Raw genomic sequence first — 13207 nt, 5'->3', positions numbered from 1 at the left:
GCAGCACTGAGATGTTGGTGGGTTTACCAACTTTGCTACAAAGTCTCATTACTATTTACGGTCTCTAAAATTTCTACCTGCTTACTCAATTATATTACGTTCAAAATCAAACCTTAGCATTTCATCTCTTTGCACAATCAAGAAATGTAGTAAATCCCTTTCTTCAATAGATGCAAAATAATATTTCAAGTCGGTACTTATTGTACTAACCTGCCCCTTTAGTTGAACAAGAAAAAAGAGCCACCTAAGCAGCCCGAGGATCTTCAACTAAAGCACCCGTTAGTTGAAGAAGGAAAACCTTGCTTCCCTGTTAAAGCAAAGCACTTTTGAATTAAGCTATATAGTCCTCAGCAGTTAATCCTATAGAGAATTATTTAATAACTCTGATAAAAAATCTCCAAAGTTCTCTGCAATCATTTCAAAAGATTGTTCCTTTATCGGAAGCCCACCAATAAATGAAACAACAGGTGCATTGTCATCATTATTACTCAGCACTTTTGAACAATCTAGGCAGAAATACTCGCCATCATCAGCGAAATAAAAGCAAATTAGATTATTAGGCAAATCTTCTGTTTCCCTTAATTCTTTGGTAATCCAAATCATATTCGGGATTCCTGTTTCATCAGTTCCTAGACCATAAATTTCTTGTCCAAAAATATCTCCCAAACCATATTTCTTTAAAAACGCCCTATAACTTTTAGGAAATTTCACCATTAATTTATTTTCTGCATCAATAATTGTCTGTTCATCGATTTCACCTATAAAATCAGCTTCTTCTTGATTAGCTTCTATAATTTCTAGTGCTTTATTTATCGACATTTATTCTCCTCCGTACCAATCAATTTGTAATTATTTTAACACCATTCCTTGTTCAACTAAACTGCCCCTTTAGTTCAGTAAGAAAAAAAGCCGCCTAAACAACCCATGATCTTTAACTAAAGCACCCGTTAGTTGAAGAAGAACTAAGTTGTTATTTTTTTACTGAAGTTATCTTTACAAGGAAGAAAGAAATTACCAAAGAAATGAATCCAAATATAAAGACATTTAGCCAAGATATTTCTAGATTGAAAGGAGATATTTCCTCCATATTAAAAGTGTATAAGGACCACCATTCATCCCCTGTCGACAGAAAGACAGAAGCAAACAACCAAACACCAAATAACATAACAGCATTTACAAGCCAAAGGATTATATTCATGTTTCACTCCCCAATTTAACCGCTTTACAATTAATTCATTTTTGCATTCTTGTTAAACTAACCTGCTCCGTTAGTTTAAGTGAAAGCCTTCACATTCTCCAATTTATTTTAACATAAATATCCAATTAACCCATTAAATTATTTAGATATAAAATATTGAAATAATCGGATATGTAACAAAACTCGTCCTTTTCTGAACATTACACTAGGTGGATCATAAACATGTCATTATACAATTGTGTGTAATAAAGCGATGATTCACAATTGATTATCGCTTAATATATGTTCACTAGTTTCTAAATCGTTTAATCTGGTTCTCCAGTAACTCGTTCGAAAACAGATCAATCCCTCTTCTAACCTGCTGCATTGGATGGATGCTTTTTTGCGTTAATCCTTCTTACCATTCCAATATGTCACAATAAAAAACCGCCAAAACCCAGTGTATATCAGAGGATTAAGCCGGTTATCTCGAACAAGAAAATTCAGGTTAATTACGACATTATGATATCTCTTGGCCACGAAAAGATAGAAACAACGATGATTTATTTAGAGAAAGTATTTGCGAAAGAACGTCATGCAATCCATCAATGGAAACCAGAAGTGTTTGGTGAATATATATAATAGTGGAAAACAAAAACCCTTTAGTTAATAAAACACTAAAGGGTTAATCTTTTGGATAGTTAAAATAAAGGAACACGCCGTTTGCCGTTTATTGCTAACTACATCAATTTTCCAGTATTAAAATGTAATAATGCCTGTTTACAGTACCAGATCACTACCGAGATAAGAACAAATATATTTATACATTTTTTTAGTTCCTATGATCCACTTTAGTCTTACTAGCGCTCGCATAATTTCAATTGGAGTAAAATAAAGAATTCCACTTAATCCCCCACAAATAAGCTATATGGAAGAATCAGATTGATAAACATTCCTGGATGCTCTGATAATCTGAAATATAACAAAATAAATAGAAAGATTCCAATTAATGTTGCCCCGATATACCGTTTGCATAGTTGAATCAATGAATGGTGCTTACGGCAATTTTGTTCCTCTGCACTTCGCTTGCACGCTGACGGGCATATAGAGCCAACTCAACGGTTAGTTCATAACGTAAAAATGGTGTAATTAAATAAATCCCATTAAACAAGTCTAATGCTGTATCAATTAAAGACTTCGTAATTTCGATTCCTTCTTGTACCGCCTGAACCGGGTTATCATTAAATTTTGCCATGCGGTCACGAATCGTTTTCGAGATTTTGATTCCCGGTACTTCATTATGAAGAAACTCAGCGTTTTTACTGCTTAGTAAGGGCATTAAACCAATATATATAGGCGCATTAAGATGTTTGGTAGATTCGTAAATTTCGAGTAATTTTTCCTCTGAAAATACAGGTTGTGAGATGAAATAATCGGCGCCAAGCTGTACTTTCTTTTCAAGGCGCTGCACCGCTTTATCTAGATAACGGACATTTGGATTAAAAGCAGCAGCAATGCTAAAAGCAGTTTTTTGGCCAAGATCTTTTCCTGAAAAAGATAAACCTTCATTAAGTTGTTTTATCATTTGAATTAGCTCAAAGGATGACACATCATAAACAGAAGATGCTCCTGGGAAATCGCCTACTCTAGCTGGATCGCCCGTTATCGCAAGTACATCATTCATCCCTAAAGTGTGTAGGCCCATCAAGTGGGATTGCAGACCGATAAGGTTGCGGTCCCTGCAAGCTATATGGATGAGTGGTCGCATCGCCAGTTGAGTTTTAACTAGGTAACCCAATGACTCATTTGAAATACGAACAGAGGCAAGCGAGTTATCAGCCAGTGTAATCGCATCGATTCCCACTTCTTTTAAAGCTTTTGCTCCCATGAAAAATTTTGTTGTATCTAATTTCCGAGGAGGATCTAACTCAACAATAATCGATGGTTTCTTCTTTACAATTTTCTCAAGAGGCGGGAAATCCCTTTTTATTGAAATTACTTCCACAACTTGTTTAGGTGGTCTTATTTTTACGTCCTTTTGTGTAATTGGAACCACATTTTTCAATTCGGAAGCAATGGCTCTTATATGTTCAGGTGTAGTGCCGCAACATCCTCCAAGAAGACCAACTCCTTCATTGCGGAATGCCAGTGCTGACTTTCGAAAGTACTCCGCATCACCTTCATAATGAAATTTCCCATCCGTATATGCAGGCAGACTTGCATTTGGATAGGCAGAAAGAAAAGCATGTGCTGGAATCTCAATCTGTTCAAGTGATAACAACGTATGATGTGGTCCGAGGCGACAATTCAGACCAATGACATCAGCACCAAGATTTTCTAGCCGCAAAAATGCTTCATTGACAGGTGTTTGATCTTGCAAAATCCCTGGCTCTTGAAGTGCTAGTTGTGAAATGATTGGCAGATTTGTTTCCTTACGAGTGATTGTAAGAACGGCTTCAAGCTCTTGAAGGTCATAGAAAGTTTCGAGGAGAATCCCATCAACCCCTTCTAATAAAAGGCAATATAACTGTTCCCGAAAGCTTCGTTTTAGGTCCTCTAATGAAATAGAATTGGGCTTTACTCCCCGATTACCACCAATCGTCCCAAAAACATAAGCGTCGTTCTTAGCTGCTATTTTGGCATTATGGACAGCGGCACTATTGATTTCTTTTACCGAATCTTCCAGTCCATACCTTTGCAGCTTTAAATAATTTGCTGCATACGTGTTCGTCTGAATCACATCCGCACCTGCACCTATATACGCTTTATGGACGTTTTGAATTTGTTCCGGATGGGATAGATTCAGTTCCTCAAAGCAGCAATCCGTCCCATACGAGTATAGGAGAGTTCCCATGGCGCCATCACCTATTAATATTTGGTTTTTTAATTTCTCCAAAAAACTCATTGGCTCTCTCCTCCATGATAGATAAACTGTCTATCTTGAACATGCTGAAAGGCTTGTGAAAAATCATTAATAAGATCATTCGGATTTTCAAGGCCGACCGATAAGCGAAGAAGGCTATTTTTGATGCCACGTTTTTCTCTTTCCGCTTTTGGCATCGCCGCATGGGACATTTTAGTCGGATACGATAAAATCGTCTCTACAGACCCAAGGCTTACTGCAAATACAGGGAATTTCACATTCGAAACAAATGACCGAAGTGCATCCTCATTGGCAAGTTCAAATGATAAAACCGCACCTGGACCATCTGCCTGGTTTTTTTGAAGCTGATGTTGCGGATGACTTTCTAGACCCGGATAATAAACCTTATCGATAAGCGGGTGGCCTTGTAAAAATTCGGCGAGTAATATTGCAGATTTTTGTGATTGTTCGAGACGGACATATAGCGTCTTGAGCCCTCTTAGCACGAGCCATGCGTCCTGAACACCCAGAATAGCCCCAAACGAATTTTGTAAAAAACCCAGTCTTTTCGCTAATTTCTCATCCTTGACAACTGCCAACCCAGCGACAACATCGCTATGCCCTGATAGAAATTTGGTTGCACTATGCAGCACAACATCAGCCCCAAGTTCAAGTGGTTTTTGCAAGGCTGGAGTGAGAAAAGTGTTATCGACGAATGTTAAGGCATTATTTTCTTTTGCTAACTTGCTAACCGCTTTGATGTCTGTCACCTTCAATAAAGGATTGGAAGGTGTTTCAACATAAAACACTTTTGTATTTGGCTTAACGGCTTGTTTTACTTGGATCAGATCCGTCATATCGACAAAGCTATAGTCAATTCCGTATCGGGACAGGACTTCGGTGATTAATCGATAGGTACCACCATAAACATCATCTGAAATCACGACATGATCCCCTGAAGAGAGAAGCAGAAATGCCGTTGAAATCGCTGCTATCCCGGAAGAAAAAGCGAATCCATATGTTCCACCTTCTAGTTCCGCAATTACCTCTTCTAGCGCATTCCTTGTCGGATTAGAGCTGCGACTGTAATCATATTTTCCAAAATGATCGATATCAAATTGATGAAAAGTTGACGCATGTTGGATCGCTACACTCACTGCGCCAGTATTCGGATCAATCTTATGACGATTGTGTAAAAGCCTTGTTTCAAAGGAATATTCTATGTTCTCCATTACATAATCATCTCCTCTCTTATGTGGACAAAAGCTTGCTCAAGGTCTGAAAGCAAATCTTCTACATCTTCAATTCCAACTGATAAACGCAATAATCGATTGCAAACACCTGCTTGAATTCTAATCTCTTCAGGGATATCAGCATGTGTTTGAGTGGCAGGATAGGTGATGAAGCTTTCTGTTCCTCCTAGGCTTTCGGCAAATGTAATAAGGGATAAACCTTGTAAAAAAGGATTAATCCATGACTCTTCTTTTAGGCGAAAAGAGATCATTCCACCTTTTCCTGCATAAAAAACGTCGGTTACAGTTTGAAGATTGGAAAGGTAAAGGACAACTTCCCGAGCATTTTTTTCATGCCGATTCATTCGTAGAGATAAAGTTTTCATACCGCGCATCAATAACCAGGAGTCAAATGGACTAAGCACAGCTCCCGTACTGTTATGGTAATGCGCTAGTTCCTCACATAGTTTTTTTCCTTTAGCAACAATAATGCCAGCAAGAACATCATTATGACCGCCTAAATATTTGGTTGCGCTGTGGATTACAATGTCAGCACCAAGTGTGATTGGTTGTTGCAAGAGAGGCGTATAGAAAGTGTTATCGACAATCAGCATAATTCCGTGTTTCTTGGCAATTTCCGAAACAGCGGAAATATCTGTTTTCTTCATTAAGGGGTTTGTAGGCGTTTCCAGAAAGATGGCTTTTGTTTGAGGGGTAATCTTTAATTCGATCGCTTCCGGACAACATGTGTTTACGTATTGACACTTCAATCCCCATTTTTTATATCCTTGTTCTAATAAACGATAGGTACCTCCATATAAATCTTCACTAACTAACCATTCATCACCTGATTGAAAAAGGGACAAAACTGTCATAATTGCCGCCATTCCAGAACTACAGGCGAAGCCTTGATCACCATATTCCAAATCTGATATTGTATTTTCAAGGAGCTGACGTGTTGGATTTCCCGTACGACTATAATCAAACTCCGTCGATTGCCCAAGCCCTTCATGACGATAGGCCGTAGAAAAATAAACAGGGGGATTCACAGCCCCTGTAACCGTATCACTGCGGTTTCCAATTTGAGCAAGTTGTGTATCGATTTTATACATCCCAATCACTCCTCTAATAAAAATGTTGATGCACATTAAAACGGTGTTCTCCATTGTGGATCATCAGTTAGTGATACTCTCACTGCAGATTCTTACATCGTTAACTTATTCCAATCTATTTTCTTAACCCTAGGATATAAAAAAGACCTCTTGATTCCATAGAATTGTCAATAAACAATCCTACTGAATACAAGAGGCCTCCAGTTGTCCGGTGAGCTTCTTTAATATTTTAATTTTTTCAAACAGAAAACCGTTGCTTTTCTATGCGATTTATTTGAACAATTTTCCCTTCATGAAACGTAATTTGTAGCTCTCCAAAATGCAAACCTTCAAGTGCTTTTGCGATAACTTCAAACTTTTCCTTTTCCTTTTCCTTACCTTCTTTCACCAAATCTCCCATTCACTCAACTCCCATATGCTTACATTAACTCAATATACTTGACCTCTTATTTAGCAGATTTGAATAGCTCTGCTGTAATTGGCACTGTTACAATTCGATTCAGTTGTTGCCGTGGTCTCAAAGACTCTTTATAGGTAGGACTTATATAGAAGGAACAGCCTATGCTTGTGCGAAAGGGTCCCAAGATTTTCTATTTCACTTTCATTATTCGGATATTCCACTCTGGAAGTTTATGACCCTATATTCACGAGCAGCTTTTCTCTCGTTTGTTTTGCTACTTCAACCATTATCTTAAGTGCTGCAACCGTTTCTTCAAGACCTCGTGTTTTCAAACCGCAATCAGGATTAATCCAGAACTGATTTGGATCAAGAACTTGTAGGGCACGATCAATGTTTCTACTCAGCTCTTCAAGCTTTGGTACACGTGGACTATGAATGTCGTATACACCAAGACCGATCCCTTTGTCATACGTGTTTTCTTCAAACGATTGAATTAATTCACCATGACTTCTTGATGTTTCAATCGAAATAACATCAGCATCGAGTGCTTTAATCGCATCGATAATATCTTTAAAGTCCGAATAACACATATGGGTATGAATTTGTGTATCGTTTTGTACTGACGTTGTTGCAAGTTTAAACGCATAAACTGCAGCGTCAAGATACCCTTCCCATTTTTCACGTTTTAACGGCAGCCCTTCACGAATTGCCGGCTCATCAACTTGAATCATACGAATTCCATTTTCCTCAAGCGTTTCAACTTCTTTTCGAAGCGCAAGTGCAATTTGATTGGCAACAACATAGCGTGAAATATCATCGCGTACAAACGACCAGTTTAAAATTGTAATTGGACCTGTCAGCATTCCTTTTACAGGTTTGTCAGTTATTGATTGGGCATATAAGGATTCTTTAACTGTTATCGGTTCTATAAATGACACGTCACCGTAAATAAGTGGTGGTTTCACACATCGCGAGCCATATGACTGGACCCAGCCAAATTTCGTGAATTGGAAGCCATCTAATTTTTCACCAAAATACTCAACCATGTCTGTACGTTCAAATTCCCCATGTACAAACACATCTAGACCAAGTTCCTCTTGAATTTCAATCCACTTTTTAATTTCTGCTTTTATATATGTTTCATATTCTGTATTCGTTAACTCGCCTTTACGCCATTTTAATCGGTTCTTTCTTACTTCTTGAGTTTGCGGAAAACTTCCGATTGTTGTTGTTGGAAGCAGTGGTAACTGAAAAGCCTCTTTTTGTATCTCTTGACGGACTTTAAATATTGCTTTTCGTTCCGCTTTATACGTATGCAAGTTTTGAATGTCTTCTTGAACTTGTGTGTTATTTCGGAATGATGATTTTTGTAACGCTTGAATCGCTTCTGTACTTGCACTGATTTCTTTTTGTATCGCTTCTTTTCCATCGTTTAAGCATTTTGTCAGTAGAACAATTTCATGTAATTTTTCATTAGCAAATGATAATGCTCCTTTTAGGACGTCATCAAGCGTTTCTTCACTTTTAACTGTCACAGGTACATGCAATAAGCTTGATGAAGATTGTACAATTAGACGATCTTTTGAAACGACATCCGCAATCTCTGCAAGAATTGCAGAATGATCATTAAGATTCGCACGCCATATGTTTCGCCCGTCAATAATACCAGCAGCAAGAACCTTATCTTTTGGGAAACCATACTTTTTCAAAGCAGCAAGATTTTGACCATTATCATATACAAAATCAAGTCCAATTCCTTTAACAGGAAGTGAGATGACATCTTCGTAATGTTCAATGCTTTCAAAATATGTTTGTAATATCAGCTTTATGTTTGGCGCTGCATCATGCAATGTTTGATAGATATCCTTAAATAACGCAACATCTTCTTTGGAAATCGTTGTAGATAAAATCGGTTCATCGATTTGTACCCACTCTACTCCTTCTTTTTGTAATTCACGTAAAATGTCAGCGTAAAGCGGTACAAATTTTTCAACAACTGCTGTAAACTCACTTTCTTTATAACCCTTTGACAGTTTTACAAATGTGATAGGTCCCAAGATTACAGGCTTTCCTTCGATATTAAGTTTCTGTTTAGCCTCTTTATAAAATTGAAGTGGACGGTTTTCAACAAGAGTAGGTACTGCTTCATTAAGCTCTGGAACAATATAGTGATAGTTTGTGTTAAACCATTTTGTCATTTCAGATGCAACAGCACCTTTATTGCCTCGTGCTATATCAAAATACGTTTCAAGCGATACTTTACCGCCGTCGTATTCAAAGCGTTTCGGTACTAATCCGAACATAACGGCTGTATCAAGCACATGATCATACAAACTAAAGTCTCCAACTGGTATCAAGTCAATTCCTAAATCTTTTTGTTTCTGCAGATTGTTTAGTCGAATCTCCTCAATTTGTTTTAAGAATGATTCTTTTTCTAGTTTCCCTGCCCATAACTGCTCCAGTGAATTTTTCCATTCGCGTTTTACACCAATTCTTGGATAACCTAAATTTGAACTTTTCACTTTGCTCATAATATTTTTTACACTCCTTCTATTTTTATATTTTCATGCCCATTTCTATTTGAAACAGAGCAAATGAACCCATATTTCTAAAAACAAAAAAGCCTCTTCTTGGAAGCAAGAAGAGGCTCATCATTAAAAATATGTGACAAGATCTCAACTCATCTTCCAAGCATAATCGCTTGAAGGAATTGGCACAGTGCTCATAATGAGTCTGTTGCCGAGGTTTCAAAGGGCCTTTCCCTCCACCTCTCTTGATAAGTAGAAATTAACTATTTAGTTTTATTAATGGTTTAAATGGTATCAGTTTTGCTCGTTTTGAAATCAACGAATTTCACTTATTTATTATAATAATACAAACATTCAATAAAGTAAATAAATTCCTGAAATTTGTTTTTTCCTGTTTTTATCTTTTTACAAAGTACACTACGGATGTAAAGAACAGATTAAAGGGAAGCCCCAATAGTATTTGCTCGTCGTGGAATCGATGGAAATAAAATGAGCATGATTGCTGCTGAAGCAGAAACTATTTACAATAATTAATACTGTTTGTTAGAACACTTGGTCCTAACTTACCTGTTTTGGAATTTGAGAGACGCACCTGAACTTCGACATTCTTCATTTCTGCTGTAATTAAATCAAATCGTCCAGCCCAACTTGGACCATTCTCCTCTGGGGTTGGATAAAGCTTAAAACGCCAACTTATTTCTTTTGGAACAAACGCAAAACCTTCATAGCTATCGAAGTCTCCATACGAAGACGGTTCAGGAAGATGAACAGCGAGAATACTTATATTAGTTCTTGCAAAACTTGGTGGATTTAATTGCACTTTATAGATTAATGCTACACCTTTTGTATTCGTCAGACTTTTATCAACAGACTCCAATGTTAGGCTACAGGGCACTGAAATCACTTCTAATAATTCATCATTTTCTTCATTTATTGCCTTTGCTTTTGGTGGTCTTTCCCAAATTACAAATATTAGAGTTGTTAAACTTAATAGCAATAGCAAAAATATAACTGATATTTTTTTCATCTAATCACCTACCTAATTTTAAAGGTAGTATTTCCTTATGATAAGACAATATTCTTGTTCAACTATCCAGCCCCGTTAGTTCAATGAGAAAAAGACCGCTTAAGCATCTCGATGTTCTTCAACTAAGCACCCGTTAGTTGAACAATAATGCAGTAGCTATTTTAACTTTTTCATCGAAACCGATTTATCTGGGAAGTGTAAGAGTATATTTCCTCCTGATGACAAAATGACTTCAAATGATAATGTTGATTCGTTAATTGGTAATAATTCTTCAAACAACCAGTCATCTATTTCACGATTATTAATAGGTTTATCATTATCATAATTCAAGTGTTGAAATTGAAAGAACGAGACATTGTCAAAACTCAATATCCAAACATCGTCACTGGAAACAGTGAAGTGAATGTTTGAGTGAAGGAGACTTTTATGTTCAATTTCAATTTTTATAAGTCTATAATCGTGAAAACCCCAAGAGTTAAAACGATTAAAAATATCTTGAGGCAATCTATCAGATAATGTATTGAATACCTCTTTGTATTTTTTTGCATTTTCCATCCATTGATTATCTAATTTATCCAATTCTTCATCATTCGTGCCATCCATATTTTGAGCTAAATGCAATTCATATAATAAATATTTCATTTTTACAGCCCCTTTCTTTTCAGTGTTTCTTCAACTAAACTGCCCCGTTAGTTGAAAAAGAAAAAAGGGCTACCAAAACAGCCCAAAGATTTTTACTAAAGTAACCGTTAGTAAAAAGAATTATTAATCCGAAAAAGTTTCCCCTTTATCTAAGTTCAAAGTGTGATTATTTATTGTAATAATACCGTTATTTGTCCAAGCCACATCTGCCTTGTGCATATTGTCATCATAGTAGATATTCTTCTTGAACCAAAGGGGACCATCTACTATTCCTACTACACTAATAGAAGTAGCTGCACCACCATTTAATGTGTAGAAGTTGATTGTCGTTTTAGAATCGGGTGATTGGGTTGTTGCAATGGGTTCTCTTGCAAATGTATTCACTACTATCCCTAATAGAAAAATTGCTGAAAGGGGAAATGCAATTAAGACAGTCATCCAACTTCTCCATCTTGCTCCCCTGTTGCTTTTGTCTCTAAATCCCGAAATACCCATAAAACAAGTAGTAAACGTGAGCAACAATAAAACCGAAGCAGGTGGTGCAACTGACCACGAATGGTTATAAGAAGCATATAAAGTCTGTAAAGAAAGAACCGTTACTAACAAGCATAAAAGAAAAGACCACAAATTATATTTTCTTTCCACTATTTCCACTAAATTACCTCCCGATTAGAAGTTCTGGTGTTCCCCAAAAAATCTTCTTCTTCAACTAAACTGCTGCGTTAGTTGAAGAAGAAATGGTCTTACTCCTTATTAAAGTAAAGCACCCGTTAGTTGAAGATCATTCATTTCTATTCACCCGGCATATAGCCTATTACTTCATTGGTTTCAGGGTCAACAAGTATTAAAGGTGGACCAACTACAACGTCCTCTTGGTCTATAAAGGATACCCTTAATACTTCTTTCCCTTCATAAGTTTTATCCAGTAATTCATAGCTATTATCAGCAATCGTTTTTTTCACATCAGCACTTTTCCAGTCCGCTATAGCACTGCCACCCCAACCTTTTTCTTCGATGAAATCCCAAGCAACTTTTCTAATTCTTTCATAGCTATCTGTGCCTTTGGAATTCACTTCATCTTGTTTAGTCGAACAACCACAAATCAGTAAAATTGATAATACTGTTAATGTTAAGAAAAAAATCTTAACTTCATTCACTTGGCACCCCTTTTTAAAATCAACTGTTCTTCAACTAACCTGTTTCGTTAGTTAAAGAAGCTATTGCATATAATCATATTTGATTTCTCTTTATGTATTTAATTGAAATCACAGTAGCTATGATTGCAACTATAAAAATACTAAGTGGATACATAAGCTGTAACAGTAAATTGTGATCAGGGCTCGTTATCCAACCTACGTACTCCTCAGCCAAGGTATAAAAAACATAGAATTAAATTACAAACACAAAGATGTTTACAAATTTATTCATGAATTAAGACATCCCCCTTCCCTTTGCTAATTTATCTTCCTCAACTATACAGTCTCGTTAGTTCAACAAGAAAAAATGCTTCACTCCTTCTTGAAGTAAAGCGCCCGTTAGTTTAAGAGTGGAACATCGACAAATAATACACTTGGTATTATTCTTGTACCTTTTTAATCAATCCGATTGTATGTACTATTTTTAAATCAAAAAATGCAAAAGCACCACATATGCAGACCCCTAAAATCATTATTGCTGTAAAAAACCAGCCTTCTCCCCAAGTAACTATCAAAGAATATAAACATCCCGAAGCAACAGCTAATGAACCATATTTCGTTCTCCATTTTTCTAGTTTCGATTGGTTTTTTTCTTCCAAAGTTTTATTCCCCACAATCCTGGTTGTTAGCACAATAGCGGTTGCTCTTAATGAACAAACGCACCCGTTAATTGAAGTACAATCCTTCACAAATGTTTAAATAATTTTTTCAAATTAACTATTCAAGTATTAACTGATAAACATTTACTTTTTAAACCGATTCCCTGTATTAGCGTATATAAGCGTAAACACGACAATACCGATAAATAATATGAGACCAAAAACAAATAACCAATTGTTTTCATATGCTTCACTAAGTACCCAAAATACCATACTGAATGATAAAGCGAACATCATTTTCCCCATAAACTTACAGAATGCAACCGTATCATATTTTTTTTTTCTTCTTGTGGCAACGTGTTAAATCCAGCAATTAAAAATGAGCCTTTACCATTCGATAGAATAATTCCTAACATTACGAATAACACGAT

At 36.4% G+C, this 13207-nt stretch carries 11 protein-coding genes, 1 pseudogene and 1 riboswitch; all 12 genes and pseudogenes read right to left on the bottom strand.

The window, feature by feature from the left end; genetic code table 11:
- Window positions 1–360: 360 nt before the first annotated feature.
- Window positions 361–819, bottom strand: a complete 459-nt coding sequence (locus tag HMPREF1210_RS02820) for an SMI1/KNR4 family protein (RefSeq protein ID WP_016427092.1) — start codon at window positions 817–819, stop codon at window positions 361–363.
- 1400 nt (window positions 820–2219) lie between these two features.
- Window positions 2220–4082, bottom strand: coding sequence for a bifunctional homocysteine S-methyltransferase/methylenetetrahydrofolate reductase (locus tag HMPREF1210_RS02810; protein ID WP_016427090.1), 1863 nt, complete (start codon window positions 4080–4082; stop codon window positions 2220–2222).
- Window positions 4079–5272 carry a cystathionine beta-lyase gene (metC, locus tag HMPREF1210_RS02805; protein ID WP_016427089.1) on the bottom strand — a complete coding sequence of 398 codons (1194 nt, stop codon included), beginning with the start codon at window positions 5270–5272 and terminating at the stop codon, window positions 4079–4081. The genes HMPREF1210_RS02810 and metC overlap by 4 nt, the downstream gene beginning before the upstream one ends.
- Complete coding sequence (locus HMPREF1210_RS02800) at window positions 5272–6384, bottom strand: methionine biosynthesis PLP-dependent protein (protein WP_016427088.1); 1113 nt, start codon at window positions 6382–6384, stop codon at window positions 5272–5274. Before HMPREF1210_RS02800 ends, metC begins: the two co-directional genes overlap by 1 nt.
- 238 nt (window positions 6385–6622) lie before the next feature.
- Complete coding sequence (locus HMPREF1210_RS17470) at window positions 6623–6784, bottom strand: YezD family protein (RefSeq protein ID WP_016427087.1); 162 nt, start codon at window positions 6782–6784, stop codon at window positions 6623–6625.
- A gap of 230 nt (window positions 6785–7014) precedes the next feature.
- Window positions 7015–9315, bottom strand: a complete 2301-nt coding sequence (gene metE / locus HMPREF1210_RS02795) for a 5-methyltetrahydropteroyltriglutamate--homocysteine S-methyltransferase (protein WP_016427086.1) — start codon at window positions 9313–9315, stop codon at window positions 7015–7017.
- Window positions 9316–9461: 146 nt separating this feature from the next.
- Window positions 9462–9567: riboswitch (SAM riboswitch) on the bottom strand.
- 262 nt (window positions 9568–9829) lie between these two features.
- Window positions 9830–10339, bottom strand: coding sequence for a hypothetical protein (locus HMPREF1210_RS02790; RefSeq protein WP_016427085.1), 510 nt, complete (start codon window positions 10337–10339; stop codon window positions 9830–9832).
- A gap of 156 nt (window positions 10340–10495) precedes the next feature.
- A complete protein-coding gene (locus HMPREF1210_RS02785; RefSeq protein WP_016427084.1) occupies window positions 10496–10981 on the bottom strand; it encodes a hypothetical protein in 486 nt (161 codons plus the stop codon).
- A gap of 123 nt (window positions 10982–11104) precedes the next feature.
- Entirely contained in the window at window positions 11105–11635 is a 531-nt protein-coding gene (locus tag HMPREF1210_RS18305) for a DUF5412 family protein (RefSeq protein WP_231391041.1), read from the bottom strand.
- Window positions 11636–11772: 137 nt separating this feature from the next.
- A complete protein-coding gene (locus tag HMPREF1210_RS02775) occupies window positions 11773–12138 on the bottom strand; it encodes a hypothetical protein (RefSeq protein ID WP_016427082.1) in 366 nt (121 codons plus the stop codon).
- Between the two features lie 419 nt (window positions 12139–12557).
- Window positions 12558–12776, bottom strand: a complete 219-nt coding sequence (locus HMPREF1210_RS02770) for a hypothetical protein (protein ID WP_036659328.1) — start codon at window positions 12774–12776, stop codon at window positions 12558–12560.
- Window positions 12777–12920: 144 nt separating this feature from the next.
- Window positions 12921–13204: pseudogene (locus HMPREF1210_RS02765) on the bottom strand (DUF3784 domain-containing protein).
- Window positions 13205–13207 lie beyond the last annotated feature (3 nt).

The organism is Paenisporosarcina sp. HGH0030 (assembly GCF_000411295.1).
Classification (GTDB): domain Bacteria; phylum Bacillota; class Bacilli; order Bacillales_A; family Planococcaceae; genus Paenisporosarcina.
This window is presented reverse-complemented; position numbering and strand designations above follow the sequence as displayed.

Bases quoted from the DNA above. Each gene is read 5' to 3' on its own strand.
- HMPREF1210_RS02820 (WP_016427092.1), bottom strand. From the start codon at position 819: ATGTCGATAAATAAAGCACTAGAAATTATAGAAGCTAATCAAGAAGAA.
- HMPREF1210_RS02810 (WP_016427090.1), bottom strand. From the start codon at position 4,082: ATGAGTTTTTTGGAGAAATTAAAAAACCAAATATTAATAGGTGATGGC.
- metC (WP_016427089.1), bottom strand. From the start codon at position 5,272: ATGGAGAACATAGAATATTCCTTTGAAACAAGGCTTTTACACAATCGT.
- HMPREF1210_RS02800 (WP_016427088.1), bottom strand. From the start codon at position 6,384: ATGTATAAAATCGATACACAACTTGCTCAAATTGGAAACCGCAGTGAT.
- HMPREF1210_RS17470 (WP_016427087.1), bottom strand. From the start codon at position 6,784: ATGGGAGATTTGGTGAAAGAAGGTAAGGAAAAGGAAAAGGAAAAGTTT.
- metE (WP_016427086.1), bottom strand. From the start codon at position 9,315: ATGAGCAAAGTGAAAAGTTCAAATTTAGGTTATCCAAGAATTGGTGTA.
- HMPREF1210_RS02790 (WP_016427085.1), bottom strand. From the start codon at position 10,339: ATGAAAAAAATATCAGTTATATTTTTGCTATTGCTATTAAGTTTAACA.
- HMPREF1210_RS02785 (WP_016427084.1), bottom strand. From the start codon at position 10,981: ATGAAATATTTATTATATGAATTGCATTTAGCTCAAAATATGGATGGC.